Source organism: Tabrizicola flagellatus (genome assembly GCF_046295235.1).
Taxonomy (GTDB): Bacteria; Pseudomonadota; Alphaproteobacteria; order Rhodobacterales; family Rhodobacteraceae; genus Tabrizicola; species Tabrizicola flagellata_A.
In genome coordinates this window covers 87,045-112,845 of record NZ_JBKBLV010000008.1, presented here as the reverse complement: position 1 = coordinate 112,845, position 25,801 = coordinate 87,045, and the positions used below count along the sequence as shown (strand labels likewise).

The 25,801-nt window shown below is 69.4% G+C and carries 30 protein-coding genes and 1 tRNA gene; 17 read left to right on the top strand and 14 right to left on the bottom strand.

Going from position 1 to position 25,801, the window contains the following annotated elements:
• Positions 1 to 28: 28 nt before the first annotated feature.
• From ACK4IU_RS05210 to ACK4IU_RS05200, 3 genes are all read right to left on the bottom strand, one after another.
• Positions 29 to 598 (bottom strand): YceI family protein, encoded by a 570-nt coding sequence (locus tag ACK4IU_RS05210; protein WP_409732341.1) that lies wholly within the window; start codon positions 596 to 598, stop codon positions 29 to 31.
• 83 nt (positions 599 to 681) lie between these two features.
• Positions 682 to 1,434, bottom strand: a complete 753-nt coding sequence (locus tag ACK4IU_RS05205; RefSeq protein ID WP_409732339.1) for an SDR family NAD(P)-dependent oxidoreductase — start codon at positions 1,432 to 1,434, stop codon at positions 682 to 684.
• 113 nt (positions 1,435 to 1,547) lie between these two features.
• Positions 1,548 to 2,186, bottom strand: a complete 639-nt coding sequence (locus ACK4IU_RS05200) for an ImuA family protein (RefSeq protein WP_409732337.1) — start codon at positions 2,184 to 2,186, stop codon at positions 1,548 to 1,550.
• A 98-nt stretch (positions 2,187 to 2,284) separates the two neighbouring features.
• On the opposite strand from ACK4IU_RS05200, the gene ACK4IU_RS05195 reads away from it, so the two are divergent.
• The 3 genes from ACK4IU_RS05195 to ACK4IU_RS05185 are packed head-to-tail and all read left to right on the top strand — an operon-like array spanning position 2,285 to position 4,443.
• Positions 2,285 to 3,325: an aldo/keto reductase gene (locus ACK4IU_RS05195; RefSeq protein WP_409732335.1), complete on the top strand. Its 1,041-nt coding sequence runs from the start codon at positions 2,285 to 2,287 to the stop codon at positions 3,323 to 3,325.
• 57 nt (positions 3,326 to 3,382) lie between these two features.
• Positions 3,383 to 3,964: a hypothetical protein gene (locus tag ACK4IU_RS05190; protein WP_409732333.1), complete on the top strand. Its 582-nt coding sequence runs from the start codon at positions 3,383 to 3,385 to the stop codon at positions 3,962 to 3,964.
• A complete protein-coding gene (locus ACK4IU_RS05185; RefSeq protein WP_409732331.1) occupies positions 3,952 to 4,443 on the top strand; it encodes a lipocalin in 492 nt (163 codons plus the stop codon). Before ACK4IU_RS05190 ends, ACK4IU_RS05185 begins: the two co-directional genes overlap by 13 nt.
• 78 nt (positions 4,444 to 4,521) lie before the next feature.
• On the opposite strand, the gene ACK4IU_RS05180 is transcribed toward ACK4IU_RS05185, so the two are convergent.
• Positions 4,522 to 5,379 (bottom strand): helix-turn-helix transcriptional regulator, encoded by an 858-nt coding sequence (locus tag ACK4IU_RS05180; protein ID WP_409732329.1) that lies wholly within the window; start codon positions 5,377 to 5,379, stop codon positions 4,522 to 4,524.
• Between the two features lie 108 nt (positions 5,380 to 5,487).
• On the opposite strand from ACK4IU_RS05180, the gene ACK4IU_RS05175 reads away from it, so the two are divergent.
• Positions 5,488 to 6,480 (top strand): fatty acid desaturase, encoded by a 993-nt coding sequence (locus ACK4IU_RS05175; protein WP_409732327.1) that lies wholly within the window; start codon positions 5,488 to 5,490, stop codon positions 6,478 to 6,480.
• Here ACK4IU_RS05175 and ACK4IU_RS05170 read toward each other — a convergent pair.
• Positions 6,400 to 7,008 (bottom strand): NUDIX hydrolase, encoded by a 609-nt coding sequence (locus ACK4IU_RS05170; protein ID WP_409732325.1) that lies wholly within the window; start codon positions 7,006 to 7,008, stop codon positions 6,400 to 6,402. The genes ACK4IU_RS05175 and ACK4IU_RS05170 overlap by 81 nt on opposite strands.
• A complete protein-coding gene (locus ACK4IU_RS05165; RefSeq protein WP_409732323.1) occupies positions 7,001 to 7,399 on the bottom strand; it encodes a DUF983 domain-containing protein in 399 nt (132 codons plus the stop codon). Before ACK4IU_RS05165 ends, ACK4IU_RS05170 begins: the two co-directional genes overlap by 8 nt.
• 145 nt (positions 7,400 to 7,544) lie before the next feature.
• Here ACK4IU_RS05165 and ACK4IU_RS05160 point away from each other — a divergent pair, with 145 nt between their 5' ends.
• From ACK4IU_RS05160 to ACK4IU_RS05145, 4 genes are read left to right on the top strand one after another with little or no spacing between them, the layout of a single operon-like run.
• The gene (locus tag ACK4IU_RS05160; protein ID WP_409732321.1) at positions 7,545 to 8,111 is read left to right on the top strand and encodes an EF-hand domain-containing protein; all 567 of its coding nucleotides are present in this window, start codon (positions 7,545 to 7,547) and stop codon (positions 8,109 to 8,111) included.
• 42 nt (positions 8,112 to 8,153) lie between these two features.
• The gene (locus ACK4IU_RS05155; protein WP_409732319.1) at positions 8,154 to 8,762 is read left to right on the top strand and encodes an RNA polymerase sigma factor; all 609 of its coding nucleotides are present in this window, start codon (positions 8,154 to 8,156) and stop codon (positions 8,760 to 8,762) included.
• Positions 8,752 to 9,090 carry a hypothetical protein gene (locus tag ACK4IU_RS05150; RefSeq protein WP_409732317.1) on the top strand — a complete coding sequence of 113 codons (339 nt, stop codon included), beginning with the start codon at positions 8,752 to 8,754 and terminating at the stop codon, positions 9,088 to 9,090. Before ACK4IU_RS05155 ends, ACK4IU_RS05150 begins: the two co-directional genes overlap by 11 nt.
• Before the next feature lie 5 nt (positions 9,091 to 9,095).
• Entirely contained in the window at positions 9,096 to 9,611 is a 516-nt protein-coding gene (locus tag ACK4IU_RS05145) for a periplasmic heavy metal sensor (RefSeq protein WP_409732315.1), read from the top strand.
• Positions 9,612 to 9,621: 10 nt separating this feature from the next.
• Here ACK4IU_RS05145 and ACK4IU_RS05140 read toward each other — a convergent pair whose 3' ends face one another.
• Positions 9,622 to 11,010, bottom strand: coding sequence for a diguanylate cyclase (locus tag ACK4IU_RS05140; RefSeq protein WP_409732313.1), 1,389 nt, complete (start codon positions 11,008 to 11,010; stop codon positions 9,622 to 9,624).
• Positions 11,011 to 11,162: 152 nt separating this feature from the next.
• Here ACK4IU_RS05140 and ACK4IU_RS05135 point away from each other — a divergent pair, with 152 nt between their 5' ends.
• From ACK4IU_RS05135 to ACK4IU_RS05125, 3 genes are all read left to right on the top strand, one after another.
• Positions 11,163 to 11,441, top strand: coding sequence for a DUF3572 domain-containing protein (locus ACK4IU_RS05135; RefSeq protein ID WP_409732311.1), 279 nt, complete (start codon positions 11,163 to 11,165; stop codon positions 11,439 to 11,441).
• A gap of 24 nt (positions 11,442 to 11,465) precedes the next feature.
• The gene (locus tag ACK4IU_RS05130; RefSeq protein ID WP_409732309.1) at positions 11,466 to 12,158 is read left to right on the top strand and encodes an HAD family hydrolase; all 693 of its coding nucleotides are present in this window, start codon (positions 11,466 to 11,468) and stop codon (positions 12,156 to 12,158) included.
• Between the two features lie 104 nt (positions 12,159 to 12,262).
• Complete coding sequence (locus ACK4IU_RS05125) at positions 12,263 to 13,819, top strand: trimethylamine methyltransferase family protein (RefSeq protein WP_409732307.1); 1,557 nt, start codon at positions 12,263 to 12,265, stop codon at positions 13,817 to 13,819.
• A 330-nt stretch (positions 13,820 to 14,149) separates the two neighbouring features.
• Here the strand turns inward: ACK4IU_RS05125 and ACK4IU_RS05120 are convergent, their stop codons facing one another.
• Positions 14,150 to 14,785 carry an SRPBCC domain-containing protein gene (locus tag ACK4IU_RS05120; RefSeq protein WP_409732305.1) on the bottom strand — a complete coding sequence of 212 codons (636 nt, stop codon included), beginning with the start codon at positions 14,783 to 14,785 and terminating at the stop codon, positions 14,150 to 14,152.
• Positions 14,786 to 15,046: 261 nt separating this feature from the next.
• On the opposite strand from ACK4IU_RS05120, the gene ACK4IU_RS05115 reads away from it, so the two are divergent.
• The 3 genes from ACK4IU_RS05115 to ACK4IU_RS05105 are packed head-to-tail and all read left to right on the top strand — an operon-like array spanning position 15,047 to position 17,449.
• Positions 15,047 to 16,333, top strand: coding sequence for a lipoprotein-releasing ABC transporter permease subunit (locus ACK4IU_RS05115; protein ID WP_409732303.1), 1,287 nt, complete (start codon positions 15,047 to 15,049; stop codon positions 16,331 to 16,333).
• Positions 16,326 to 17,000, top strand: a complete 675-nt coding sequence (locus tag ACK4IU_RS05110; protein WP_409732301.1) for an ABC transporter ATP-binding protein — start codon at positions 16,326 to 16,328, stop codon at positions 16,998 to 17,000. The genes ACK4IU_RS05115 and ACK4IU_RS05110 overlap by 8 nt, the downstream gene beginning before the upstream one ends.
• A 56-nt stretch (positions 17,001 to 17,056) precedes the next feature.
• Entirely contained in the window at positions 17,057 to 17,449 is a 393-nt protein-coding gene (locus ACK4IU_RS05105; protein ID WP_409732299.1) for a c-type cytochrome, read from the top strand.
• A gap of 129 nt (positions 17,450 to 17,578) precedes the next feature.
• Here the strand turns inward: ACK4IU_RS05105 and ACK4IU_RS05100 are convergent, their stop codons facing one another.
• On the bottom strand, positions 17,579 to 18,040 hold the full coding sequence (locus tag ACK4IU_RS05100) for an N-acetyltransferase family protein (protein ID WP_409732297.1): 462 nt from the start codon (positions 18,038 to 18,040) through the stop codon (positions 17,579 to 17,581).
• A gap of 127 nt (positions 18,041 to 18,167) precedes the next feature.
• Here ACK4IU_RS05100 and ACK4IU_RS05095 point away from each other — a divergent pair, with 127 nt between their 5' ends.
• The 3 genes from ACK4IU_RS05095 to ACK4IU_RS05085 all read left to right on the top strand — a co-directional run bounded on the left by ACK4IU_RS05095 (position 18,168) and on the right by ACK4IU_RS05085 (position 21,535).
• Positions 18,168 to 19,898, top strand: a complete 1,731-nt coding sequence (locus ACK4IU_RS05095) for a hypothetical protein (RefSeq protein ID WP_409732295.1) — start codon at positions 18,168 to 18,170, stop codon at positions 19,896 to 19,898.
• Between the two features lie 71 nt (positions 19,899 to 19,969).
• Positions 19,970 to 20,545: a heme NO-binding domain-containing protein gene (locus tag ACK4IU_RS05090; RefSeq protein ID WP_409732293.1), complete on the top strand. Its 576-nt coding sequence runs from the start codon at positions 19,970 to 19,972 to the stop codon at positions 20,543 to 20,545.
• Between the two features lie 3 nt (positions 20,546 to 20,548).
• On the top strand, positions 20,549 to 21,535 hold the full coding sequence (locus tag ACK4IU_RS05085) for a diguanylate cyclase (RefSeq protein ID WP_409732291.1): 987 nt from the start codon (positions 20,549 to 20,551) through the stop codon (positions 21,533 to 21,535).
• A 4-nt stretch (positions 21,536 to 21,539) separates the two neighbouring features.
• Here the strand turns inward: ACK4IU_RS05085 and ACK4IU_RS05080 are convergent, their stop codons facing one another.
• From ACK4IU_RS05080 to ACK4IU_RS05060, 5 genes are all read right to left on the bottom strand, one after another.
• Positions 21,540 to 22,598 (bottom strand): ABC transporter ATP-binding protein, encoded by a 1,059-nt coding sequence (locus ACK4IU_RS05080; protein ID WP_409732289.1) that lies wholly within the window; start codon positions 22,596 to 22,598, stop codon positions 21,540 to 21,542.
• The gene (locus ACK4IU_RS05075; protein ID WP_409732287.1) at positions 22,595 to 23,401 is read right to left on the bottom strand and encodes an ABC transporter permease; all 807 of its coding nucleotides are present in this window, start codon (positions 23,399 to 23,401) and stop codon (positions 22,595 to 22,597) included. The genes ACK4IU_RS05080 and ACK4IU_RS05075 overlap by 4 nt, the downstream gene beginning before the upstream one ends.
• Positions 23,391 to 24,254: an ABC transporter permease gene (locus tag ACK4IU_RS05070; protein ID WP_409732285.1), complete on the bottom strand. Its 864-nt coding sequence runs from the start codon at positions 24,252 to 24,254 to the stop codon at positions 23,391 to 23,393. The genes ACK4IU_RS05075 and ACK4IU_RS05070 overlap by 11 nt, the downstream gene beginning before the upstream one ends.
• 130 nt (positions 24,255 to 24,384) lie before the next feature.
• Positions 24,385 to 25,599 carry an ABC transporter substrate-binding protein gene (locus ACK4IU_RS05065; protein ID WP_409732283.1) on the bottom strand — a complete coding sequence of 405 codons (1,215 nt, stop codon included), beginning with the start codon at positions 25,597 to 25,599 and terminating at the stop codon, positions 24,385 to 24,387.
• 89 nt (positions 25,600 to 25,688) lie between these two features.
• Positions 25,689 to 25,763, bottom strand: a tRNA-Glu gene (locus tag ACK4IU_RS05060).
• Positions 25,764 to 25,801 lie beyond the last annotated feature (38 nt).

Sequence of the window (25,801 nt, the reverse complement as noted above, 5' to 3'; positions counted from 1 at the left end):
GAATTCGGCGGGCCCGTTCTTCAGCATGTCAGCCCTGGGCGTCGATGCGGGCGGTGATGAGGATGCGCACCTCGTCGCCCACCATGTCCGACCAGCCGGTCGCGCCGAAGTCGGAGCGGTTAACCTTGCCGGAGAGCAGGACGGTCAGGTGGTCGAGCTCGTCCGGCGCGCTGCCCTTCGGGCGGAACAGGCGGGCCCGGAGCGTGACCTGTTTCGTTACCCCGCGGATGGTCAGGTCGCCGGTGACCTCGGCCACGTCGCCTGCGCCCTTGACCGAGGTGGAGGTGAAGGTCATCCGCGGATGCGCCCGCGCGTCCAGCACCTTCGGCCCCTTCAGGGCCTGGGCGGCGAAGGGAAAGCTCGCCTGTGCGCCCGTCACGTCGAGGGCGACATCCACCCTGCAGTTGCGCACATTGGCGAAGTCGAGCCTGAGATCGGCCTTTTCGAGCGGGATGGAGCCGGTGATCAGGTCCGGGCCGAAATCGGTCTCGAAGGCGACGGTCGAGGCGGCGGGGTCCATCCTGTAGGCGACGGTCCCTGCCTGAAGCGCCGGGGCCAGCCCGAGGGCGATGAGGGCGGCGAGTGCAAGGCGGCGCATGGATATCCCCCGGTGATCGGTTCGATGCTAGCACCGGAGGGGGGATCGGCCTATTCAACCTGTCGTGCGCAGCCTTGTCGGCGTCATTGGGCGCAGTAGCCGCCGTCCACCAGATGATAGCTGCCGGTGATGAAGCTCGCACGGTCGGACAAAAGGTATTGCGTGAGATCCGCGACCTCTTCCGGGCGGCCAAGTCGGCCGATGGGATGGGCGCCGACCAGCGCCTCTTTCGCTCCGGGGGGCAGTGCGCCGAGAAGGGGCGTGTCGATGAAGGCCGGGCCGATGGCGTTCACACGGATACCCTTGGCGGAATATTCAAGCGCTGCGGCGCGGGTTAGGCCAAGGAGGGCGTGCTTCGCGGCGGTGTAGGCCGAGGCATTGGCGAAACCCACCGAGCCCAGGATCGAGGCGATGTTGACGATGGCCCCGCCGCCGGCTTCGAGCATCCGTGGGATGGCGTAGCGCATGCCGTAGAAGACGCCGTTGAGGTTCACGTCCATCACCCGGTGCCAGCCGTCGAGGGGGTATTCCCCGGTGGGCAGGAGCGGGCCGCCGATCCCGGCGTTGTTGACCAGAAGCTGCAGGCCGCCGCCCCAGGCGACGGCTTCGGCGACAAGGCCTTCGACGGTGGGCGCATCGGCCACGTCGCCCCCGGTGGCGCGGGCCTGTCCGCCGGCCTGTGCGATGCTTTCGGCGACACGCTGGGCGGCGTCGCGGTTCAGGTCCTGGACGAGGACCCGGGCGCCGCTGGCGGCAAGGCCCCTGGCGATGGCCTCGCCGATGCCCGAGCCAGCGCCGGTGACGAGGGCGGTCTTGCCGGGGAAGGTGATGTCCATGGTCGGTCCTCCGTTCTGTCTGGGATTCGGAAAGGATGGCAGGGATGGCCCGGTCGGTCCCTGATCCGTGTCAAGCCTGCGCGCGCATGGCGCGGGATCCAAGAGGACCGGGATCAGACCTCTGCCAGGGGGCTGGGCTCCAGCGTCTCGCTGCCGGGGCCGAGGCGCAGCGACCAGCTGGCGGGCGGCAGGAGGCGGGCGCGCAGGCGGGTGAGGGTGAAGCTGTCCTCCTCCCACCACAAAAGCGCGCGGCTGGGGGCGGGGGCCATGTGCCAGCGGCTTTCCACCCCCTGCGCCCCGCCCCGGCCGGGCAGGAGGATCAGGCCCAGCGGTGCCGGCCCCCCTTCGCGCCGGGCGGCCTCGGATCCGGCCCCGGCGGCCAGGTGCAGGCGGCGGGTGGGCGTCAGGGCGGGGGGCGCCAGGAGTTCGGCCACGACCAGCGGGGCCGCGCCCGAGCGCAGCGCCTCTTCCGCGGCCCAGAGCAGGCCCTCGTCCCGGTCGGCCTGCACCAGGATCAGCCGGGCGGGATCGGCCAGCGGCTGCAACCCGGCCGCGTTCAGCCGTTCGGGCAGCCAGCCGGGGCGGATCCAGACCACGGGACCCCGGGTCTTGCCCATGATCCGCGCGGCCAGCTGGATCCGCGAGGGTCCGCACAGCTCATGCACCCGGCCCCGGCGCAGGGTCAGCGCGCCGAACAGGGGGTGCAGGTCGCGGGCCGGATCGGCGGCCTGATGCTGGATGGGCAGACTCATGCGGAAAAGGTAGAGTGTTCGCTTAATGTTCTCAAGTCCGGGCCTTTGCCCTGTTACCGAACCGCCCTAGCCTTGTGGCAACGAAAAGGAATCCCCCGATGCAGAAGCTGACCCTGGGCAAGACCGGCCTGACCGTTTCCGAACTGTGCCTCGGCACCATGACCTGGGGCACACAGAACACCGAGGCCGAGGGGCATGCCCAGGCCGACATGGCGGTGGACCATGGCGTGACCTTCTGGGACACGGCCGAGATGTATCCGGTGAACCCGGTCCGGGCCGAAACCGTGGGCCGAACCGAGGAGATCATCGGCAGCTGGCTGGCCAGCCGGGGCGGCCGCGACCGGCTGGTGATCGCGACCAAGGTCGCCGGCAAGGGCCAGATCATCCGCCCCGGAGAGCCCACCACCGGCGCCACGCTGCGTGCGGCCTGCGAGGCGAGCCTGAGGCGCCTTCAGACCGATTACATCGACCTCTACCAGCTGCACTGGCCGAACCGGGGCAGCTATCACTTCCGCCAGTCCTGGAGCTATGCGCCGACCGGCATCGACAAGGTTGTCGAGACGGCGCAGATGACCGATTTCCTGACCACGGCGCAGGCGCTGGTGGCAGAGGGCAAGGTCCGCGCCTTCGGCCTGTCGAACGAAAGCGTCTGGGGCGCGGCGCGCTGGCTGCACCTGGCCGACACGCTGGGCCTGCCGCGCATGGCCACGGTGCAGAACGAATATTCCCTGCTGTGCCGGCAGTTCGACACCGACTGGGCGGAACTGTCCATCGTCGAGGACATGCCGCTTCTTGCGTTCTCGCCCTTGGCCACGGGGCTACTGTCGGGCAAGTATGCAGGGGACGTGATCCCCGATGGCTCGCGCCGCAGCCTGAACCCGGACCTGTCGGGGCGGATCACGGCCCGCGTCTTTCCCGCGGTGGCGGCCTATCTGGGGATCGCGGCGCGGCATGGGCTCGACCCCTGCCAGATGGCGATCGCCTTCTGCCGGACGCGGCCCTTCACCACGATCCCGATCATCGGGGCGACGACGCTGGACCAGCTGCGCACCAATATCGGCGCGGCTGCGGTCACATTGTCGCGAGAGGTGATGGACGAGATAGCGGAAACCCACCGGGCCCACCCCGCACCTTACTGACGGCACTTGCGGCGCGGGGCGGTTCGGGGCACTTCTTCCCGCGAACCGGAGATCCCGATGCCGCGTCCACTGTCCCTCGCCGTTCTGATGGTCTGTGCCACGACGCTTTTGTCCGCGTGCCAGCTGACCGGGGCAAAGGGGCCCGCGGCTGCCGGGCAGGACGTGACGGCCAATGCCGTGACCGGCGACCCGATCGAGGCCAAGGCGCTGGACGCCCCGCCGGCGGCGGGGGGCGCGGCCGCAACGACTGCCACCGGCACCGGCACGCAGGCCGCTGCGCCGGGCCCGGCGGTCGCCCCGGCTGATGCGGCGGCTCCGGCACCTGCGGCGGAACCGGCGGCACCGGCCGAGCCGGCCCTCGCGGCGAAGCCAGAGCCGGTCGCCCCCGTGGTGCCGGCCAAGTCCGAGGCGCAGATCGCCTGCGAGAAGAAGGGTGGCACCTGGTACAAGGTGGGCAAGGGCGAAAAACGCGCCTGCGTGCGGCAGACGAGGGACTCCGGCAAGCGCTGCGAGCGGGAAAGCCAGTGTGAGGGGGTCTGCCTGGCCAGGTCCGGCACCTGTTCGCCGTTCAAGCCGATGTATGGCTGCAACGAGATCTTCCAGGACAACGGCGCGCGGGTGACCCTGTGTCTCGATTGAGCCTTGCCTTCGCGCTGGTGCTGGCGGCCTGTGTCGCAAGGGCGCCGGCACCGACCGCCTTTCGCGCCGCCGAAGCGCCGATCTGGTCCGCGGCGGCCTTCCAGCCCGCCCAGGTCGCCGGCACCTGGCGGCAGGTGGCGACGTTCCAGCCCGAGGGATCGGCCTGTGGGGCGGGGTCGGTGACCATCACGCCTGAGACGGTCGGCCTGCGCCTGGACGGGACGCTTTGCCTGGCCGGGACGGCGCAGAAGGTGTCGGGCCTCGCCCCGGTCACCGGGCCGGGCCGGATCCGGGTCGGGGGCGAGGAGTGGTGGATCCTCTGGGTGGATACCGGCTATCGGACCCTGGCGATCGGCACGCCCTCGGGGCGGTTCGGCATGCTGCTTGACAGGGGCGCCATTCCGGCCGACCGCCTTCAGGCCGCGCGCGAGATCTTCGACTTCAACGGCTATCGCACGACGGCGCTGACGGCCCTGTAGGCACCGCTCGTCGATGCCTTCGCCACTCCTCGCCGGGTGGGCCTCCGCGACGAGGCGACGAAATCGGCCGAGGAGCATTCAGCGGACCCGGTCGAGAAGTGTCCGCAGATGGCCGCCCATGTCGCGGGCGCCGACCGCCGCCTCGCGCACCAGAAAGTCGAAATGCTGGGTGATCGTCTCGATCCGCGCGCTGTCGCGAAAGGCGAGATAATGGCGGCCGAGGTAGATCACCGCCAGCAGCGGCCCGAAGATCGTCACGGGTGCCGAGAAAAGCCGGCGCGCATCGAAGAGGCAGACGCGCAGCGACGGATAAAGCTGGTCGCACAGCGTCATCAGGTGGACAAGCTGCGCCCGCCGATGCTCGGCTGGAAGGCCCTCGTAATAGCCCGTCGCGGTGGCGAAGGCGGTCAGCTCGTGCAGGGGCAGCGCGATCTCGTAATCCGATCCCGAGGCGCGCATCCAGCGCAGACGGTCCTCGAAGGCGCCGATGGCCTGTTCCGCCGTGCGCCCGAGCTGCGGTTCGTATTCCCATTCGACCATGGTGCGGGTCTTCAGCATGTCGGGCAGGGTCGCGGGGACATGGCGGATCTTGTATCCAGCCGCCTCCTGGTGCCAGGCGAAGATGCGTTCGTCGATCAGCGCGCGCGGCGCCTCGGTCAGGGTCAGCGAGGCGGCGAGGAGGTCGGCGATCGGTTCGGGCCGCCCGGACAGGCCCAGAAGCCAGTCGGCGCTGATCCCGAGTGCCCGGGCGCAGTCGGCGGCAAGCTGGGCATTGGGCAGCCGCTTGCCCGGTTGCAGGAGCGCCGAGATGGTGGACCGGTCCACCCCCGTCTGCCGGGCCAGTTCGGCCTGGGACATCGCGCGGGCGGCCATTGCCTCGGCCAGACGGGCGCGGAACTGGGCGGCGCGGTCGCGTTTGTCGATCCTGTCCATCATGTGTTGACCTTAGAAAACATTCGTTGATTGAAGTTTACGATATCCCGAGTTCACCGCATAGGACGCATTTGCTAGCGATACAGAAAAGCTAGACTGCCGGGGACCATCTTGACGACCGCGACCCGGGCCACCGAATGGCCGACCCTCATCGTCTTTGCCGTGACCTATGCCCTCTGGGCCGCGGGAACCGCCGTCCTCTGGCCCCTGTCGCCGGTCCTTGCGATCCTCGTCACGACGGTGACGATCGCGCAACTGTCCTCGCTGACCCATGAGGTGCTGCATGGGCATCCCTTCCGGTCGCAGCTTCTGTCCGAGGCGCTGGTCTTTCCGGCGGTCGGGCTGTTCATCCCCTATCTGCGCTTCAAGGACACGCATCTGCAGCACCACAACGACGCGGCGCTGACCGATCCCTACGACGATCCCGAATCCAATTACCTGGATCCGGCGGTCTGGGCGCGTCTGTCGCGACCGGTGCGGCTGATCCTGCGGGCCAACAACACGCTGGCCGGTCGGATGCTGATCGGGCCGGCGGTGTCGATCCTCAACCTGGCGAGGACCGACCTGCGACTGGCGCTGCAGGGCGACCGGAGGGTGATCCTGGCCTGGGCGCTGCATCTGCCGGGGCTGGCGCTGGTCGTGGCCTGGCTCGCGACCGTCGGGCAGATGCCGGCCTGGGCCTATCTGACCGCGGCCTATCTGGGTCTGAGCCTGCTGAAGATCCGCACCTTCCTGGAACACCGGGCGCATGAGGCCGCCCGTGCCCGCACGGTCATCATCGAAAGCCGGGGGCCGCTGAGCCTTCTGTTCCTGAACAACAATTTCCATGTCGTCCACCACATGCACCCCTCGGTGCCGTGGTATCGGCTGCCTGCGATGTATGCCGCGCGGAAAGAGCATTACCAGCGCCGGAACGAGGCCTATGTCTATCGCAGCTATACCGAGATCTTCGCGCGCTTCCTCTGGCGCGCCAAGGACCCGGTGCCGCATCCGATCTGGCCGGTCTACAAGGGCGCGATGGGCTCAGACGAGACGGCGGAACTGCGGGGTGGTGCCGGAATTGTCGAAGAACGGCACGCCGGGCTGGTCACCGCCCGCCACTAGCGCCGCGACCTCGGCCAGCACGACCTCGGTAATGAAGGGCAGGTCCAGCGCGCGCGCCTGCGGCAGGGGCAGCCAGCGCAGGTGAGACAGTTCGCCGGAGGCGGCGGAAAAGTCGTCGCCGTCGCCCTCCAGCCCTTCGGCATGGGCCAGAAGGAAGCGCGCGTCGAACCGGCGGCTGCGGCCCGGCGGTGTGATCGCGCGGAAGACAAAGCGCAGCGAGGGGCGGTCCATCGCGGCAAGGTTCAGGCCGGTCTCCTCGGTCAGCTCGCGCAGCGCGGCCGCGACGATGGCGCCGGGCATGGGGGCGTCCTCGGGAACCATCTGGCTCAGCCTTCTGACGCAATCGGGCGACAGGAACCCCTGGCCTGCAGACGGGAGATCCTCGGGATCGACGCGACCGCCGGGGAAGACGAATTTCGACGGCATGAACACGGCGCCTTCGCCGCGCTGGCCCATCAGCACCTCGGGGCCGGTGCCGCCCTCGCGCCACAGGACCACGGTGGCGGCCGGGCGGATCGGTTCAGTCATTCGGGGCCGAGCCGAAGCCGTGCATGCGGTTGGCCCATTGCAGCGCTACCAGCGCGCCTTTGAGGCGGGGCAGCAGGTAGAGCGACAGCGCCACCGTGCCGATGGTGAAACCGACCGCCAGCACCAGCGGCTCGGGGCGCCACTTGGTATAGGTGAACAGCAGGATCGGTGCCAGCAGGTGCCCGACGATCAGGATGGTCAGGTAGGCCGGTCCGTCGTCGGCGCGGTGGTGGTGCAGTTCCTCGCCGCAGACCGGGCAGGCATCGCGCACCTTGAGATAGCCGCGCAGCATCGGCCCCGCGCCGCAGTTCGGGCAGCGGCGGCGCCACCCGCGCAGGAGCGCGGGTTTCAGCGGGCGGTCTTCGGACGTGCTGGTTTCGGTCATTGTCATGGGTGCGGTCCTCGGCTCCCGGGCGGGGCGGCCGGGTGCTGTGGACAATAGCGCCCTGCGCGGATGCTTCACAGGGGAAAGGTCGGTCCTGTGTCCGCGTGTCGCATATTCCCGCGACGGAATGGCGGGGTCTTGCCGTGTGACTGTGCAGAAGGGGCCGACAGGCGGCCCCGAGGCAGGAGATGATCCGATGAAAGCAGCGCGCAAGACCACTTTCGCACTTCTGGCCCTGACCGGTGCCTTGGCGGCATCGGCAGCCCTGGCAGACCGTGGCATGGGCGGAATGGGCGGAAGCGGCGGCATGGGTGGATCCGGCGGCCGGGGCGCCATGATGCTGGAGATGTTCGACGCTATTGACGCGAACAAGGACGGCAAGATCACCCAGGACGAGATCGCCGCGCATCGGGCGGCCGAGTTTGCCGCGGCAGACACCAACGGCGACGGTCAGCTTGGCTCCGAGGAGCTTCAGGCGCAGATGCTCAAACAGATGATGGCACGCCGGGCCGCCCGGATGATCGGGAACATGGACGCGGACGGCAACGGATCGCTCTCGGCCGACGAGATGCGTGAGGGTCCGCTGTCGGCGAACTTCGCCCGGATCGACACCGACAATGACGGCGCGATCTCGAAGCAGGAAGCGCAGGCCGCGGCCGAGAAGGTCGGCAAGCGCCGGGAAGGGCGCCGCCACATGATGGGCGGCACCGACAACTGACGCCTTTCCCCGCGACAGGTGCCGGGTTAGACCAGACGCAGGATGACGATGGCCTTCGATGCAGGCGGTGAGCTCTCGGACGAGGCGCTGATGGTGCTCTATGCCAATGGAGACCGTCAGGCCGCGCTGGCGCTGACCCGGCGCGTCACCCCGCGCGTCCTGGCCTATGCCTCCCGGCTTCTGTCCGGCGACCGGGCCGAGGCCGAGGACGTGGCGCAGGAGACGATGCTGCGCCTGTGGAAGGTCGCGCCCCAGTGGCGGCAGGGCGAGACGAAGGTGACGACCTGGGCCTACCGGGTCGCAACCAACCTGTGCATCGACCGCCAGAGGGCGCGGGGTCGCAGGCGGCAGACGGCGCTGGAGGATGCACCCGAGGTTGCCGACGCCTCCCCCAACGCGGAAGGCCGCTTGCAGGAAGCCGGGCGGATGCAGGCGCTGGAGGCGGCGCTGGCCGGGCTTCCCGACCGGCAAAGGCAGGCGGTGGTGCTGCGGCACCTCGAAGGGATGACCAACCCCGAGATCGCGGCGATCATGGAGATCGGGGTCGAGGCGGTGGAAAGCCTGACGGCACGCGGCAAGCGCGCGCTGTCGGCGGCACTATCGGGCCGGAAGGAGGCCCTTGGCTATGAGGATGACGGACATGCAGGATGATGATCTGGACCGTCTGCTTTCGGCGGCGGCGTCCGCACCCGTCCGGCCCACGGACGCGCTGATGGAGCGGGTCCTGGCCGATGCGCTGGCGCTGCAGCCGGCACCTGCCACGCTGAGGCCCGGTCTCGCCCGTGCGCGCCCCGGGCTTCTGGCCCGGATCGCCGCCGCGATCGGAGGGGGGCCGGTGCTGGCCGGCCTGGGCAGCGCCGCGATATTCGGGCTGGCGCTGGGCTATCTCAGCCCGACGACCCTTGATTACCTGACAGGATCCACCGTCGATGCGGCGGAATTCTTCCCCGATGCCGATTTCCTGACGTCCGAAGGCTGACCGCGATGACCGAGCAACCAGGCCCGACCCAAGAGCTTTCGACGCCGCCGCAGCCGCCCGAGGCGCCCGGCTCCGGCGGCTCGCGCTGGCTGAAGCTGGCACTGGCCGTTTCGGTCGCGCTGAACCTGGCCGTGGCGGGGCTGGCTCTGGGCGCCTGGCTGGGCGACGGGCCGCGCAAGGGCATGCCGCGCGATCTGTCCTTCGGTCCCTTCACCGAGGCGCTGAGCGACAAGGACCGCCGCGCTCTGCGCCGCGACCTCATGGGGCGGCTGGGCGAGTTCCGCACCTCGCGCGAGGCGGCGCGTGCCGAGTTCACCGGGCTTCTGGCCGCATTGCGGGCCGATCCCTTCGACGCCGAAGGCCTGAAGGCGGCACTGGCCGCGATCGAGAGGCGCAACGCCGAGCGGCTGGAAATGGGCCGCAGCCTGATCGAGAAGCGCCTTGTCGAGATGACGGTCGAGGAACGCCGGGCCTTTGCCGACCGGCTGGAACGCGGGATCCAGCGCCTGCCGAAACCCTGAGCCGCGACGGTCAGGCCGCGCTGAGCCGGTAGGTCACCTGGTTCCGTCCGGCACCCTTGGATTCCAGAAGCGCGAGGTCGGCCTGTTCCACCAGCCCCTCGATCCCGAAACTGTCCGGACCGGCGGTCCCGGCGACTGCGACGCCGATCGAGACGGTGACCCGCAACGCCTCGCCCGAGTCGATGCGGATCGGTTCGTCGTCCATCGCCTGGCACAGCCGCTCGGCAACCGTGCGCGCCATGGGCATGCCGGTGCGGGGCAGGATGGCGAGGAACTCCTCGCCGCCGATCCGCGCCAGAACGTCGGTGTCGCGCAGGTTGGCGGACAGGCGGCGCGCGACCTCGATCAGCACCTGGTCGCCGGCCGCATGGCCGTAAAGGTCGTTGACCTGCTTGAAGCGATCAAGATCCATCACCATGACCGCGAAGGGCGCCCCCTCGGCCCGCGCCCGCTCGGCCACGGCGGTCAGCTGCGGGGCGGCGAAGCGGCGGTTGTAAAGCCCGGTCAGGGGGTCGCGCATCGCCAGGCGCAGGCCATCCTGCATCCGGGCGCGCTGCCGGTCGGAATGGCGCTTGCGCCGCAACAGACCTCGCGTGCGCAGCACCAGTTCCTCGGCGGACACTCCCGGTCCCATGGCGTCGTCCGCCCCGAGGTCGAAGGCCATCGCCGCCTCGTCCCCGGCGCCGGCCGGGCCGACCACGCAAACCGCCGCATGGCGCGTCGCCTGGTGGCTTTTCAGCTCCGACAGAAGCCGCAGCGTTGCCGACGGATTGCGGCCATCGTCCTGCAGGACATAGACTTCCGGCAGCGGGTCGCGCCCGGCGCGCCGGGCGATCTCGGCCAGGGCCTCGCCGCGCGAGAGCACCACCAGCCGGTCGCGCAGGCGCCCGGCCAGCGCCTCGCGCAGGGTTTCGCCGGTCTGGTGCTGCGGCGTGACCAGGGCGATCGTGGCCTGCGGTTCGAAGACGGCAGAAGCCTCGGCCAGGCCGGCCATCGCCAGGGCGTCCGGCGCGGGAAAGTCGCTTTCCGCCTTGAGGCGCAGAAGGTTGCGCAGCCGCGCCAGAAGCACCCGTTCGTTGGCAGGCTGTTCCATCACGTCATCGGCCCCGGCCGCGAAGGCCGCCAGACGCTCCGCCGCCGTGCCGGTTGCCGTCAGGGCGATCACCGGAATGTCGCCGCAGACCGGGTCGCGTCGCAGCCGTTGCAGCACCTCCAGCCCCGAGATGTCGGGCAGCTCCAGGTCGAGAAGGATCAGGTCGGGCCGATGGTCCTGCACCATGGCAAGGCAGGTCGCCCCGTCCTGGGCAAGCGTGGCCTCGTAGAAGGCGGCGGAGAGCCGAGCCTGCTGGACGATTCGGTTCGAAGCCACATCGTCAACGATGAGAATCCGTGCGCTCATCTTCCTTGCCGTCTTGTCCATCGCCGTGATGCGGGACAGTCTGCGTGGAAGAAGGTTAAGAAATCCTTTAACACGCTCGGTAAGGTTCTGCCCTGGCGGAGCCGGACGCCAGGAAATGATCGTGAAGCATATTGGATGGGGGCCAGGCAGGGATGACGCCCGAGACTGCGGAGGTGCTGGCCTTGCAGGCCCTGGCATGGATCGTCGCCGAGGACGAGATCCTTCCCCTCTTTCTGGCCGCGACCGGCGCCGGGCTGGCCGATCTGCGCGCGCAGGCGGCCGAGCCGGAATTCCAGGGGGCGGTGCTGGATTTCCTCTTGCAGGATGACGCCAGGGTGGTTGCCTTCTGTGACGGTCACGGTCATCCCTACAGCGCGCCCCTGTCTGCGCGCCTGGCCTTGCCGGGCGGGGCCGAGACGCATTGGACCTGACCCTTGATCCTGGATGCGCCCGCGATGATTGACGGTCTCTTGTTCGACAAGGACGGAACCCTGTTCGACTTTCGGGTCAGCTGGGGCCGCTGGGCAGAGGGCTTCCTGTCCCGGATCGCCCGGGACGCCGGTCATGCTGCCCGGCTAGGACGGGCGATCGGTTTCGATCCCGCCACGGTCAGCTTCGCCCCCGACAGCCCGGTGATCGCGGCGACGGCGGCCGACATCGCGGCGGCGCTCGCGCCGGAACTGCCGGGCGTGACGGTGGCCGAACTGACCGAGCGGATCGACGCCAGCGCCGCCCAGGCGCCGATGGCCGAGGCGGTGCCGCTGCGCCCGCTCCTGGCGGGGCTTCGGGAGCGGGGCCTGCGGCTGGGGGTGGCGACGAACGATTCCGAGGCGCCGGCCCGGCAGCATCTGGCCAACCACGGGATCACCGACTGTTTCGACTTCATCGCCGGCTACGACTCGGGTCATGGCGCCAAGCCTGGTCCGGGCATGTGCCTGGCCTTCGCGCGGGTTACGGGACTTTCCCCCGACCGCGCGGCGATGGTTGGCGACAGCCGGCACGACCTCGAGGCGGGCCGCGCGGCCGGGATGCGCACGGTCGCGGTCCTGACCGGCATCGCCCGGCGCGAGGACCTTGCGCCGCATGCCGACGTGGTCCTGGACGATATCGGCGAGATTCCGGGCTGGCTTTCCGGCCTCTCACGCTGACGAAGCAGGGCGGGAAGCAAAAAGCGACACGTTTTTGTCGCGGATGCGGTAACGCACGGCGGTTCCGTTCCGCATCTTCGGACAGGTGCTACGGAGATTGAGCGATGACCGATGAACCAGTCCGCAGGAAGCGTGCCGGGGGCCGGGCCGGGATGAAGGTGCGGGCCGGGACCGCGGTGATCGACCAGATGCCGTGGCGGATCCCGGTGAACCCGGACGCTCCGGTCGAGCCCCTGGATCCCGAGGGCGTGCAGCGGATCCACAAGACCGCGATGCGGATCCTGCGCGACATCGGGATCGAGTTCCTGAACCCCGAAGCGGTGGAGCACCTGCGGAAGGCGGGCTGTATCGTGAACGGGACGAACGTCCGGATGGACGAGGATTTCGTGATGGAAATGGTCGCCCGCGCGCCCGAGACCTTCACCATCACCCCCCGCAACCCCGAGCGGGAGCTTATCATGGGCGGCAAGCACATGCTGTTCGTGAACGTGAGCTCTCCGCCGAACGCCTGGGACATGGAGCGGGGCAAGCGGTCGGGCGACTTCGAGACGTTCAAGGAATTCATGAAGCTGACGCAGTATTTCAACTGCATCCACATCGCGGGCGGCTATCCGGTGGAGCCGGTGGACATCCATGCCTCGGTCCGGCACCTCGACTGTCTGTATGAAAAGCTGACGCTGACCGACAAGGTCGTCCATGCCTACTCCCTGGGCGCGGAGCGGGTCGAGGACGTTATGGAGATGGTCCGCATCGCCGGGGGGCTGAGCGAGAGCGAGTTCCAGGCGAAGCCGCGAATGTACACCAACATCAACTCGGTCAGCCCGCTGAAGCACGACTATCCGATGCTGGATGGGGCCATGCGGCTGGCGCGGCGCGGGCAGCCGGTGGTGGTGACGCCCTTCACGCTGGCCGGCGCGATGGCGCCGGTGACGATGTCCGGCGCGGTGGCGCTGTCGATCGCCGAGGCTTTGGCGGCGGTGGCGCTCTTGGAATACATCGCTCCCGGCTGTCCGGTGGCGATCGGGACCTTCACCTCGAACGTCGACATGAAGTCGGGCGCGCCGGCCTTTGGCACGCCGGAATACATGCGGGCCACGCAGATGACGGGGCAGCTGGTGCGGTTCTACGGCGTGCCGATGCGGGCTTCGGGGGTCTGTGCGGCGAACGTGCCGGACGGGCAGGCGATGTGGGAGACCTCGAACAGCCTTTGGTCGGCGGTCCAGAGCCGGACCAACATGGTCTATCACGCGGCGGGCTGGCTGGAGGGGGGGCTGATCGCGAGCCCGGAGAAGTTCGTGATGGACTGCGAGGTCCTGCAGATGATCCAGCGCTATTTCGAGGAGGCGACCTTCGCCACGCGGGACGAGGACCTGGCCTTCGAGGCGATCCGCGAGGTCGGGCCGGGCGGGCATTACTTCGGCATCCAGCACACCCAGGACCGCTATCAGCACGCCTTCTATGCCCCCTTCGTATCGGACTGGCGGAACTATGAGGCGTGGCAGGCCGATGGGGCGGTCTGGACGGTGGAGCGGGCGCACCGGATCTACAAGCAGATTCTGGCCGAGTTCGAGGCGCCCGAGATGCCGGGGGACCGGCTGGAGGAGTTGCAGCGGTTCGTCGCCCGGCGGAAGCAGGAGGGGGGCGCGCCCACCGACTTCTGAGGTGTCCACGGTGGACAAACGCGGATGGTCTATTGGAAACAAGGACTTGGTCGCGGACGTCAGGGATTTGTCAACCATGTGATCCGGGGCCATCCCGGGTGCCCCCCACCCCCATCCCCTCCCCACAAGGGGGAGGGGAGGCGCCTTGACTGTCGAGGTCCGGTGCGGGGGAGGCGGCGGCGGACTGGCGCGCCTGCAGCGCAAGCCTGTTGTCTCGCCTCTGGCCGTTCCGGCCAACCGGCTTGGGTACCTCCGGCGGGAGTATTTGGGAAAAGGGCAAGGGATGGGTCGGGCGTTCCGGGGCGCCGGAAGGGCGGGGGCGGCTGGCGGTCAGGCGGGGAAGGTCAGGTCCTCGATGCGGGCATGGACCTCGGCGAGGCCGTCGGTGAAGCCCTGTGCGATGGCCTCGGCCCGGGCGGCGGCGTCGGGGTAGCGGAGGGTGACGGTCATCCTGGTACCGGAGCCTGCGGGCGCAAGGGTGGTGGTGACGGTCGGGCCACGGCTGGTGTCGCCGTTGAAATGTTCGACATGGACCATGCGGTGCGGCGGGTCGGCTTCGAGGATGGGGCAGGAGAAGAAGAATTCGGGCCAGTCGTAACGGAAGCTGCCGCCGGGTCGGGCGTCCATCCGGCAGCCGGCCAGGTCGGGCGAGAGCCATCGGCGGATCAGGGCGGGTTCCGTCAGCGCGCGCCAGACCGTCGCGGGGGGATGCGCGAAGCTGCGGCGGAGGATGATGTCGGTCTCTCCCTCCAGCGCAAGGCGGGTGTCGGGGGGGGTAGTCGGTGGTCCTTTCCGCGGAATGGCGGCGGGCGGCGGAAGGCTGTCGAGGCGCTGGAACCGGTCTTGCCGGAACGCGCGATACTTGCCGACCCAGCGCCGGAGCACTGTGAGTGCGTCGGGCCTGAGGCGTCTGGAGCCGGCAGTGCCGGCGATGCGCGCCTCGATCAGGCCGGCATCCTTCGGCATCTTCGGAGCGCGGCTGATCGCGGGCCGCGAGATGGCGAAGCGACGGGCGTGATCCCGGACCGTGGCCTGGCCCTGTGCCGGCCGGGCAAGGGGGGGATCGCCTGGTTTGACCAAGCCTTCACATGACGGAATTTTGAGAAAGGACAGTCCGTGCGGACCGGCCGGAAACCGGCGGCGGGGCGGGGTCTGCCTTGACCTTTCCGCCCCTGTCCCGCAGGTTGCCGGGCACTTCACAAGGGCCCGAACGGGGCGGCAAGGCAGATGGCAAAGAGCACGGCGCCCTTCTCGGGCTTTGAATTCATGATCGCCTGGCGCTATCTGCGCGCGCGGCGCGCCGAGGGCGGGGTCAGCGTGATGACCTGGATCAGCCTGATCGGCATCACGCTGGCGGTCTTTGCGCTGATCCTGACGCTGGCGGTCAGGGCGGGGTTCCGGGCGGAGTTCGTCGATACGATCCTGGGCGCAAACGCGCATGTCACGGTCTATTCGTCGGGCGTCGTCGGCGAGGACGGGCAACTGATCCGCGGCTTTACCCAGCCCGACGCGATGGCGGCGGCGATCGCGAAGGTGCCTGGGGTGACGCGGGCCGCGCCGCTGATCAAGGGCAAGCTGATGGTCTCGGACGGCGAGAACACCACCGGGGCCGAGGTCTATGGCATGCTGCCCGAGGATTTCGCCGCGATCCCGCGCATCGGGGCCGGCTCGGGCGCCATCGGCGACCTGGCGCGCTATCCCGAGGGCATCGCCATGGGCTCCGGCATCGCGCGCGAGCTGGGCGTGACGGTGGGGGACCGGGTGCGGCTGATCTCGCCCTCGGGCGTGCGGACCGCGATGGGGACGACGCCGCGGGTCAATGCCTACGAGGTCGTCTACATCTTCACCGCCGGCCGCTATGACATCGACACGACGCGGATCTACATGCCCTTCGCCGAGGCGCAGAGCTTCTTCAACAAGGAGGGACGCGCGGACGAGATCGAGGTCATGGTCGAGAACCCCGACGCGATCGAGAGCTATGGCCCGGCGATCCTGGAGGCGGCGGGGCCGGCGGCGATGCTGTGGACCTGGAAGGACAGTTCGGGGGCGTTCCTGCGCGCGCTCGACATCGAGGACAACGTGATGTTCGTGATCCTGTCGGTCCTGGTGCTGATCGCCACGATGAACATCGTGTCGGGGCTGATCATGCTGGTGAAGAACAAGGGCCGCGACATCGGCATCCTGCGCACCATGGGGTTGACGGAGGGTTCGGTCCTGCGGGTGTTCTTCATCTGCGGGGCCTTCACCGGGGTGATCGGGACCATCGCGGGGGTGGTGCTGGGCTGCGTCACCGCGCTGAACATCGACCAGATCATGAGCTTCATCAACTGGCTGAACGGGGCGGAGGTCTGGGACCCCTCGATCCGGGGCATCTATTCGCTGCCGGCGAAGTTGCAGCTGAAGGACGTGCTGTCGGCGGTGGCGCTATCCCTGGGCCTGTCCTTCGTGGTCACGCTTCTGCCCGCGCGGCGGGCGGCGCGGATGAACCCGGTGGAGGCGCTGCGCTATGAGTGAGATGCTGCGGCTGGAGGGGATCACCAAGGGCTACAACCGGGGCAAGCCGTCCGAGGTCATCGTGCTGCGCGGGGTGGACCTGGCAGTGGCGCCGGGCGAGGTGGTGGCGCTGGTCGCGCCCTCGGGGGCGGGGAAATCGACGCTCTTGCACATCGCGGGACTGCTGGACGTGCCGGACGAGGGGACGGTGCGGCTGGACGGGCGCGAGATGGGGGGCCTGACGGACCGGGCGCGGACCGAGGCGCGGCGGGGCGAGGTGGGGTTCATCTACCAGTTCCACCACCTGTTGCCGGAGTTTTCGGCGCTGGAGAACGTGGTGATCCCGCAGCTGGCGAACGGGGTGGCCAGGGCCGCGGCCGAGGCGCGGGCGCGGGAGCTTCTGGAGAAGGTCGGCGTGGGGGCGCGGGCCGGCCACCGGCCGGCGGCCTTGTCGGGGGGCGAGCAGCAGCGGGTGGCCTTCTGCCGGGCGCTGGCCAATGCGCCGAAACTGTTGCTGGCGGACGAACCTACGGGGAACCTGGACCCGGCGACCTCAGACCAGGTGTTCGGGGTCTTGATGGATCTGGTGCGGCAGACGGGCCTGTCGGCGCTGATCGCCACGCACAACCTGGAACTTGCCGCGCGGATGGACCGGGTGGTGCGGCTGGCGGGCGGTCGGGTGACCTGAGTCAAGGCACGCCGGGGCATGCGCTGCAAGGCTGCCGGCAAGCGATGGAGGGAAGGATGCGGCTTGTTCTGCTGGTGGCGGCCCTGGGTCTGGCGGGCTGCGTGGAAAAGGAGCGGACCCCGACCGGGGCCGAGGATTTCGCGACCTATTGCGCGGCCTGTCATGGGGCGGGCGGCAAGGGAGACGGGCCGGCGGCCGCGGGGCTGGACCGCAAGCCGGCGGACCTGACGCGGATCGCGGCCCGCAATGGCGGGGAGTTTCCGGGCACCCGGGTGATGGCGAAGATCTGGGGTTACACGGGCGGGCGGAACGGCGCCTCGCCCATGCCGCAGTTCGGGCCGCTGTTGCAGGGGGATCTGGTGCCCTATGACGGGGGCGACGGGATCGCCACGCCGACGCCGGTGCGGCTGGTGCAGATCGCCGAGTATCTGAAGACCTTGCAGGACTGAGGGAGAAGCTCCTCGTGCGGCGGGGCCGCCTCGTCGCAGGGGTATGGCCGCTGGCCGGGGACAGATGGCTCCGGCGGGAGTATCTGCATGGGGCAAGGACGACAGGCTCGGCGCCTGGCCGGGCTTCAGTCAGCTCTTGCGGACGTAGCGGATGAAGGGCGTGACCTGGCCGATTCGGTCGTAAAGCTGGCGCGCAGTCGCGTTGAACTCCTGCGTCAGCCAGTAGACTGCGGGCGCCCCCGCCGCATCGGCGCGGGCATAGACCGCCTCGATCAGCGCGCGGCCGATGCCGAGGCCGCGCGCCGCGGGGGCAGTGAAGAGGTCCTGGAGATAGCAGACGTCCTCGATCTTCCAGGCGTGGCGGTGGAAGAGATAGTGCGCGAGGCCCACAAGCCTGCCGTCCACCTCGGCCACCAGGGCGTTGAAGTCGCGCGGGTCGTCACCCAGAAGCCGGGCGAAGGTCGAGGTGTAGACCGTCTCGGGCACCTCGGCGTTGTAAAAGCGCAGGTAGCCGGTCCAGAGCAGGCGCCAGTCGGCCTCGTCCTTGGAACGCAGCGGACGGATCAGCGCGGCGGGGTGGCGGGTTGTCACGGGACACCTCGGATTGGGTCAGAGCCAGCCTGCACCCACGCAAGGGGCTTGGCAACAGGGCGGAAATCCTGACTATGCCGCCCCAAGGCCGGAGCCAATAACCGGCGGCAGGATGCAGGAGGTGCGGATGACAGGGCAGATTGCGGCGCGGTTGCAGCTCGCCGTGGCGGGCGCCCTTGGCGGGGCGCTTCTCTGGGCGGCGGCAAAGGCGGCGGAGCGGGGCTGGATCGGGGATTACCCCGCGCTGATCCTGATCGGCGCCCTGATGACGCTGTTCGCAGCGCTTCTCGGCATGGCCGGGCCGCTTGGCCTGGGACGGGCCCTGCCGCGCGCTGCGGGGCTGGCGGTCGTGCTTGCGGGGCTTCTGGCGCTGAGCATGCTGCGCTATGCGACCCCGGACGAGTTCCTGCGCGGCGGGCTGCCGGTGCTGGCGGCACTGACGGTGGCGGGCCTGCCGGTTCCGTTCCTGATCGCAGCCGCCAGGACGGGCTGGCGCGACTATCCGGCGCTGTTCCTGGAAGCCTGGTCGGTGGTGTTGCGCTTTGCCGCCGCGGTGGCGTTCACCGGGCTGGTCTGGCTGGTGATCTACCTGTCGAACGAGGTCCTGCGGATCGTGGGGATCAACGTTATCGGCTCGCTGCTGCGCCAGGAGCTTGTGGTCATGGTGGTGAGCGGCGCGGTGCTGGGACTGGGCATGGCGGTGATCCATGATCTTGCCGACCTGTTGTCGCCCTATGTGGTGCTGCGCCTGTTCCGGCTGTTCCTGCCGGTCGTGCTGGCGGTGATGGTGGTCTTCCTTGTCGCCCTGCCGTTCCGGGGTCTGTCGGGGCTGGCCGGCGATCTCTCTCCGGCGCTGCTGCTCCTGACGCTGGTGGGCGGCGGCATCGCGCTGGTCTCGATCGCGGTCGACCAGTCGGACGAGGAGGCGGCCGGAAGCCCGGTGCAGCGCCGTTCGGCGCAGGCCATGGCGATCATCCTGCCGGTCCTGGCCGGCCTTGCACTGTGGGCGATCCGGCTGCGGGTGGCAGAGCATGGCTGGTCGCCCGACCGGGTCTTGGTGGCGCTGGTCGCCGGCCTCGGGGTTGCCTATGGCCTGGTCTATGCCCAGGCCGTGCTGCGCGGCGGGCCGTGGATGGAGCGGATCCGGCAGGGCAACATCAGGATGGCGCTGGTGGTCATCGCGCTGGCGGCGCTGTGGCTGACTCCGATCCTGAACGCCGAGCGCATCTCGGCGCAAAGCCAGTTGGCACGGTTCCAGGACGGCAGGACCCCGGTCGAGGCGCTGGATGTCCAGGCCATGCGCGGCTGGGGCAAGCCGGGTGCCGAGGCTGTGGCGGTGCTGGAAGCGAAGGCGAAGGAACCGGGGCAGGAGATGCTTGCACGGCTCTTGACCGGCGAGACGCTGGGGCCCGGGGAGGCCGAGCAGGACCTCCTGCGCGCCGAGGTGGCCGCGGCGCTGCCGGTGCAGCCGGCCACGGCCACGGGCACCCGGGACACTCTGCTGGACGCGGCCGAAGCCTACATGCTGCGGGACTGGAAACAGGTCTGTGCCGCAGGCCCAGATCCTGCCCATCCGGGATGCCTGATGGTGGTTGCGGACCTGATGCCCGTGCTGCCAGGCGAGGAGGCGGTGCTGTTCCTGCGGCGCGGAGCCGACTATGTCGAGATCCTGGGGCTTTACCTCGCCCCCGACGGGAGGGTGGTGCAACGTGGCGTGTCTCGTCCAGACGGCGCCTACTTCAGCGCCTCCGAGGCGGACGACCTGATGCGGGCCTACCAGGACAGTCCTCCGCCCGTGACACCGGCGCTGTTGAACCAGCTTGGTACCGGCGAGACAGGGTTGATGATCCAGCCGTGACCCGGAAGGGATGGGGATTCCGTTAAGACATGCGCGCTAAAGTGGCTGCGAATCCGTCGGTGAGGTCGGGAATGGATGCGCTTTTGCTGCGATCCGTGCAGAACTATGTGTTGGAGACTTTCGGCCAGGCCAGATGGCAGGACATCTGCGATGCTGCCGGTCAGCCGGGCCGGACGTTCGAGCCGATGCTGCGCTATGCGCCGGGCCTTGCCGACCGGATGGCAGAGATTGCAGCAGAGGTGCTCGGCCGCCCGGTCGAAACGATCTGGGAGGACGTCGGAACCTACCTGGTGACCAGCCCCGACCATGAAGGGGTTCGCCGGCTGCTGCGTTTTGGCGGGGTTTCGTTCGGCGATTTTCTGCATTCGCTGGAGGAACTGCCGGGCCGTGCGCGTCTGGCGCTCCCGGATCTGGATCCTCCGGAAATCCTGCTGAGCGAGGTTGGTCCCGACCGGTTCGAACTGCGTTGCCGGTCGCATCTCAAGGGGATGCCCCGGGTGCTGGCCGGCATGTTGACGGCGATGGCCGACGATTACGGGGCCCTCTGCCTGATCGAGGCGGGGAAGGACGAGGTCGTCAGGATCTCGGTGCTTGACTCCCGGCACTCGCGGGCCCGTGCCTTCGACCTGGCCTTTCCGGGGCGCTGACCGATGCGTCTGGACCTGACCGGTGCGCGACTGAAGATCGACAGTATCACGCTGGCGCGGTTCATGCCGATGCATTTGCTGCTGGGGGCGGATGGCTGCGCCCAGAGCTTTGGCCCGACGCTGGCGCAGGTCCTGCAGGACAAGGCCCGGCTCGGGACGCCGTTCGAGGAGATGTTCGAGGTGCGCTCGCCCGGTGGCGCGGTGACCGTGCACGAGGTTCTGGAACGGGCCGGGCACCGGTTCAGGCTGTGGACCAGGACGGAAACCCGCTGCGGTCTGCGCGGCCATGGCCAGAGCCTGCCCTGGGACGGCCGGATCCTGTTGAACCTGACCTTCATCGATCCGGTCGGTGCGGTGCGTGACCATGGCCTGACCGACGCGGATTTCGCGGCAACCGACATGGCGACGGAAGTCCTGTTCCTGGCCGAGGCCAATTCCGCCGTCACGCGCGAGCTGAAGGGGCTGACCCTGCGGCTGGAAGGCGCCCGGATCGCGGCCGAGGAAGAGGCGATGACCGACCCTCTGACCGGCCTGCGCAACCGCCGGGCGGTCGATCTGATCCTCGACCGCCTGTGCGCCGCCCGGTCGAATTTCGGCCTGATGCACATGGACCTTGACCACTTCAAGGCAGTCAACGACACGCTGGGCCATGCGGCGGGGGATTTCGTCCTGGAACGCGTGGGCCGGATCCTGCGCGACCAGCTGCGGTCCGAGGACTGCGCCGCGCGGATCGGAGGCGACGAGTTCGTGCTGATCGTCGCGGGGCGTTCGGACGCGGCGACCCTGGTGGCCATTGCCAACCGGATCATCGCGCGGGTGGGCGAACCGATGGAGTTCGCGGGTCAGACCATCCGGGTTTCTGCCAGTATCGGCATCGTCCGGTCGGTGAACTGTCCCTCCGCCGAAGCCGCACAGGTGAGCGCCGCCGCGGATCGCGCGCTCTATGCGGCGAAACACGCTGGCCGGGGGCGGGCTGTTCTCGCGGACTGAGGCGTTACTCCCCGCCGGTTGCCGCCCGTCCCCGGGGCACGACCCACAGCGCAGCCGGGGGCAACGAGATCGGCACCTCTGATCCGGGGGAGAGGGCGCGGCCGGCATCGGGGGCGACGAAGGCCTGTAGCGCCACGCCCTGCACGGTCAGGTCGATCCGGGTCTGGGTGCCGAGAAAGGTCACCGCCCGCACCCGCGCGTCGCGCCGGTTCGGGCCGGGGCCAAGGCGGATGGCCTCGGGCCGGATGGTCAGAAGGCCCGGACCCTCCGTGAGGTCCGGCAGAAGGTCGAGCGGGCCGAGAGGGCCGTCGAACCGTCCGCCCCGGGCGGTGCCGGGCAGGAAGTTCACGCCGCCGAAGAAGCGCGCCACCGCCTCGGAGGCAGGGCGGCTGTAGAAGGCTTCGGGTGGTCCGTGCTGGGCGAGCCGGCCGTCGAGCAGAAGCGCGATGCAGTCGGCAAGCGCCACCGCCTCGGCCTGGTCGTGGGTGACGACGAGGGTGGTGATCCCGGTCTCGCGCTGGAGGTCGCGGATCAGGCCGCGCATCTCGTCGCGCAAGGTGGCGTCGAGGCTGGAGAGCGGTTCGTCGAGGAGCAGCACCGCGGGTCGCAGGACCAGCGCCCGGGCCAGCGCCGCCCGCTGGGCCTGGCCGCCGGACAGCTGCGCGGGCCTGCGGTCGGCGAGGTCCGACAGGCGGACGCGGGCCAGCATCGCGGCAACCTCGGCGGAAATCCGGTCGGGCGGCAGCCCGCGCATTCTCAGGCCGAAGCCCACGTTTCCCGCCACCGTCAGATGCGGGAAGAGGAGCGGGTTCTGGAACACCATCGCCACCCCGCGCTGTTCCGGCGGCAGGTCACGGATCGAACGGTCGTCCAGCCGGATGTCGCCGGCATCGGGGGCGATCAGGCCGGCGATCAGCTTCATCGTCGTGGTCTTGCCCGACCCGGACGGGCCGAGTAGCGCGGTCAGGCTGCCGCTTTCCACGGTCAGGTCCAGCCCGTGCAGCGTGGCCGGGCCGGTGCGGGCGTAGGTCTTCGCCAGCCCTTCGAGGGTCAGCCGGGTCATGGCCGCAGGCCCTGGGTCAGCGCCGCACCGCGGCCGGTCACCTGGCGGGCGGTCAGGATCAGGACCAGAACCCCCGGCAGGATGTAAAGCAGCGCGATGGCGCCGGCGATGTCGTTCCGTCCGGCGCTGGTGAAACTGAAGAGGAGGAGCGGGAGCGTCTGCACCCTGCCGCCGCCGATGGCGAGCGTCAGCAGGTATTGCGACCAGGAGACGAGGAAGGCGAAGAGGCAGGCGGTCAGGAGGCCGGGCAGGATTGCCGGAAGGGTCACGGCAAGGAACGCGCGGAAGGGCGTGGCGCCGAGGGTGCGGGCCTGGGCCTCGAGGTCGGGGTCGAGGCGCGAGAAGACCGCGGCCATGACCAGGGTCATGTAGGGCAGGACCGGGATCAGGTGGGCGAGGATCACGCCCGCGACCGTGCCGGTCAGCCCGAGGCGGAGGAACAGGCCGTGCAGGCCGAAGACCACGGCGATGGAGGGCAGGACGGCGGGGGCGAGGAGGAGCAGCGTGACGATGCCCTTGCCGCGGAAGCGGTAGAGCCCCAGCGCCCGGCCCGCCGGCACGCCGACGAGCGCGGCGATCAGGGTGGTGGCCAGCGCGATCAGTGTGGTCAGGGCGAGGCTTGCCAGCACTCCCGACGCGGGGTCGAGCGCATGCGCCCAGGCCCGGCCCGACCAGGCCTGCGGCAGAAGCGCGGGAAAGCGCCAGCCCTGCGCCACCGACCAGAGCGCGAGCGGCACCAGCGGCAGGATCAGGAAGCCGGCCAGCGCGAGGCCGGCAAGGAGACGCAGCCGGTCAGCGCGCATCGTGCCCCCCCTGCCGCAGGCCGCGCGCGACGATGGCGAGCAGCGCAAGGCCGATCGTCGCGATGACGATGGCCATGGCCATGGCCTCGGGCCGCAGGGTCAGGTCGGTGTCGGTCCAGGCTTGCCAGGCGAGCACGGGCAGCGCCTTGGGCGCGTGCTGGCCGAGGACCAGCGGCACCTCGTAGGCGCCGAAGGCGAAGGCGAAGACCAGCGCCGAGGCGGCGGCGAGGCCGGGCGCCAGCATCGGCAAGAGGACGTGGCGGAAGGCCTGCCAGCGGGTCGCGCCGAGCGAGCGGGCGACAGATTCGTGATCCTCGCCAAGGGTTTGCAGGTTGGCGAGCAGGATCAGCGTGATGAAGGGCACCTCTTTCCAGACGTAGAGCAGGATGATGCCGATGGCGAAGGGGTCGTTCACCAGCGCCGGAAAGTCCGCCGGCCCGGCGATCAGCCCGCCGGCATGGGCAAGCCGGGCGAAGGCGCCGGATTGGGACAGGAGGTAGAGGATGCCGATGGCGCCCACCACATGCGGGACGGTCAGATTCAGCTGGACAAGGAAGCTGATGAGGGCGCGGCCGGGGAAGCTCTGCCGCATGAGAAGTGCGGCGCCAAGCGCGAGGAGGGCGGAGAGGAACGTCGAAGCGGTGGCGATCCAGAGCGAGAGGCCGAGCGAGGCGAGAAAGCCGGGCGAGGCCAGGATCGCGGCATAAGCGGCGAGGTCGGAGTCGGTCATCCCCAACGCGGGGAGATAGCGGAAGGAACGCAGGAGCGTCAGGCCAAGCCCTGTCAGGAACAGCCCGCCCAGCACCAGAAGCGCGGGAAGAAGGAGCAGGGCGATGCGGGTGCGGTCGGTCAAGCGGGGCCTTTCGAAGGGTCGCGGCAGCTTGCGTCAGGGCGGGGCTGCGGGCAAGCGGGCGGCTCGTCCTGCGCCTGCGGCTTGTCCTCGCGCGGGCGACGACGCGCCAGAGGCGCAGGAGGAGCGGCCGTCAGTTGCCGACATTCTTCGCCCAGCCCTTCTCCAGCGCCTCGAGCCAGTCGGCCTGCAATTCCGGCAGCGCGGCCTTGGCGAGGTCGGCGGCCGGCACGACCGAAGGATGTCCCTTGATCGCGGCGAAACCGGCCTGCACCTCGGGCGAGGTGCGCGCGACAACGATCGCGGGCGCGGCGCCCCAGACCTCGGTCTTGGCCTTTTCCAGCTGCGCCTCGCCGGACAGAAGCAGGTTCTGCACCACCATCGCCGCCGCCTTGTTCGGCGAGTTGAACGGGATCAGCGTGTAGTTGGTGTTGCCGATCGTCCCCGAGGCCAGCCCGAAGGAGCGCGTCGTCTGAGGCCAGGTGCCCGCCTGCACCGCCAGGCCGAACTGCGCGGGATCGTAGTTGAAGCTGAAATCCACCTCGCCATTGGCGAAAAGCTCGTTCAGCTGGGTGACCGTCGTCGGATAGGTCTGCCCCTCGCGCCAGAGGAAGGGCTCGATTTCGTTCAGGATCTCCCAGGTCCGGGCCGAGACCTCGTCGAAGGTGGCGGGATCGAACGGGCCGATCAGGCGGTCGGGGCCGCCGGCAGCGTGGATGAAGACATGGCGCAGGAAGGCCGAGCCGGTGAAGTCGGGCGGCGCGGGGTAGGTGAAGCGGCCGGGATGGGCGCGGATCCAGTCGAGAAGCGCGGCCATGTCGGCGGGGGGTTCGAGCACCACGGCGCTGTCATGGGCAAAGGCGAACTGGACGGTGTTCCAGGGCACCTCGCAGCCGTCCACCGGCACGCCGAAATCATTGGCGATGGCGGGATTGTCCCAATCGACCAGCGCATTGTTGGGCAGAAGCTCGGTATAGCCGCAGAAGGCGAGGCCCCCCTGCTTCATCGAGCGGAAGTTCTCGCCGTTGATCCAGATGAGATCGACGCTGCCCGCATTGGTGATGCCGGCCTCCTTCTCGGAGAGGATGAGGTTGACGATCTCGGCCGCGTCGGTGATCGGCACGCGGTTCAGGGTGATGTCGTGTTCGGCCTTCAGCCGGTCCGCGACATGGCCCGAGACATAGGAGTTGATCTGGTCCGACCCGCCCCACATGAACCAGTTGACGGTGCCGCCGCGGGCCTGGGCCTCGATCTCGTCCCAGGACATGGCCTTCAGCGCCTCGCCATCGGCGGTGTCGGCCAGGGCGGCGGACGAGAGCAGAAGAAGGGTGGTCAGGATGCGCAGCATCGGGGGCCTCGGGTTGCGGTGTCGCACGCATAAAAGCCGGGCCGGCCGGAAAATCCAGTCACATCGCCGTAGGCGGGTTGTAACGGAAGTGGCAGCCCGTAGGGGAGTCGAACCCCTCTTCCCAGGTTGAAAACCTGGTGTCCTAACCGATAGACGAACGGGCCACTGGCGCGCCAGATAGCCGCCGGCGCGGGGGAGTGCA

Excerpts from the sequence above, each read along its gene's own strand:
- ACK4IU_RS05210 (WP_409732341.1), bottom strand. The coding sequence starts at position 598 with ATGCGCCGCCTTGCACTCGCCGCCCTCATCGCCCTCGGGCTGGCCCCG.
- ACK4IU_RS05205 (WP_409732339.1), bottom strand. The coding sequence starts at position 1,434 with ATGGACATCACCTTCCCCGGCAAGACCGCCCTCGTCACCGGCGCTGGC.
- ACK4IU_RS05200 (WP_409732337.1), bottom strand. The coding sequence starts at position 2,186 with ATGAGTCTGCCCATCCAGCATCAGGCCGCCGATCCGGCCCGCGACCTG.
- ACK4IU_RS05195 (WP_409732335.1), top strand. The coding sequence starts at position 2,285 with ATGCAGAAGCTGACCCTGGGCAAGACCGGCCTGACCGTTTCCGAACTG.
- ACK4IU_RS05190 (WP_409732333.1), top strand. The coding sequence starts at position 3,383 with ATGCCGCGTCCACTGTCCCTCGCCGTTCTGATGGTCTGTGCCACGACG.
- ACK4IU_RS05180 (WP_409732329.1), bottom strand. The coding sequence starts at position 5,379 with ATGATGGACAGGATCGACAAACGCGACCGCGCCGCCCAGTTCCGCGCC.
- ACK4IU_RS05170 (WP_409732325.1), bottom strand. The coding sequence starts at position 7,008 with ATGACTGAACCGATCCGCCCGGCCGCCACCGTGGTCCTGTGGCGCGAG.
- ACK4IU_RS05165 (WP_409732323.1), bottom strand. The coding sequence starts at position 7,399 with ATGACAATGACCGAAACCAGCACGTCCGAAGACCGCCCGCTGAAACCC.
- ACK4IU_RS05155 (WP_409732319.1), top strand. The coding sequence starts at position 8,154 with ATGACGATGGCCTTCGATGCAGGCGGTGAGCTCTCGGACGAGGCGCTG.
- ACK4IU_RS05150 (WP_409732317.1), top strand. The coding sequence starts at position 8,752 with ATGCAGGATGATGATCTGGACCGTCTGCTTTCGGCGGCGGCGTCCGCA.
- ACK4IU_RS05145 (WP_409732315.1), top strand. The coding sequence starts at position 9,096 with ATGACCGAGCAACCAGGCCCGACCCAAGAGCTTTCGACGCCGCCGCAG.
- ACK4IU_RS05140 (WP_409732313.1), bottom strand. The coding sequence starts at position 11,010 with ATGAGCGCACGGATTCTCATCGTTGACGATGTGGCTTCGAACCGAATC.
- ACK4IU_RS05135 (WP_409732311.1), top strand. The coding sequence starts at position 11,163 with ATGACGCCCGAGACTGCGGAGGTGCTGGCCTTGCAGGCCCTGGCATGG.
- ACK4IU_RS05130 (WP_409732309.1), top strand. The coding sequence starts at position 11,466 with ATGATTGACGGTCTCTTGTTCGACAAGGACGGAACCCTGTTCGACTTT.
- ACK4IU_RS05125 (WP_409732307.1), top strand. The coding sequence starts at position 12,263 with ATGACCGATGAACCAGTCCGCAGGAAGCGTGCCGGGGGCCGGGCCGGG.
- ACK4IU_RS05120 (WP_409732305.1), bottom strand. The coding sequence starts at position 14,785 with ATGCCGAAGGATGCCGGCCTGATCGAGGCGCGCATCGCCGGCACTGCC.
- ACK4IU_RS05115 (WP_409732303.1), top strand. The coding sequence starts at position 15,047 with ATGGCAAAGAGCACGGCGCCCTTCTCGGGCTTTGAATTCATGATCGCC.
- ACK4IU_RS05110 (WP_409732301.1), top strand. The coding sequence starts at position 16,326 with ATGAGTGAGATGCTGCGGCTGGAGGGGATCACCAAGGGCTACAACCGG.
- ACK4IU_RS05105 (WP_409732299.1), top strand. The coding sequence starts at position 17,057 with ATGCGGCTTGTTCTGCTGGTGGCGGCCCTGGGTCTGGCGGGCTGCGTG.
- ACK4IU_RS05095 (WP_409732295.1), top strand. The coding sequence starts at position 18,168 with ATGACAGGGCAGATTGCGGCGCGGTTGCAGCTCGCCGTGGCGGGCGCC.
- ACK4IU_RS05090 (WP_409732293.1), top strand. The coding sequence starts at position 19,970 with ATGGATGCGCTTTTGCTGCGATCCGTGCAGAACTATGTGTTGGAGACT.
- ACK4IU_RS05085 (WP_409732291.1), top strand. The coding sequence starts at position 20,549 with ATGCGTCTGGACCTGACCGGTGCGCGACTGAAGATCGACAGTATCACG.
- ACK4IU_RS05080 (WP_409732289.1), bottom strand. The coding sequence starts at position 22,598 with ATGACCCGGCTGACCCTCGAAGGGCTGGCGAAGACCTACGCCCGCACC.
- ACK4IU_RS05075 (WP_409732287.1), bottom strand. The coding sequence starts at position 23,401 with ATGCGCGCTGACCGGCTGCGTCTCCTTGCCGGCCTCGCGCTGGCCGGC.
- ACK4IU_RS05065 (WP_409732283.1), bottom strand. The coding sequence starts at position 25,599 with ATGCTGCGCATCCTGACCACCCTTCTTCTGCTCTCGTCCGCCGCCCTG.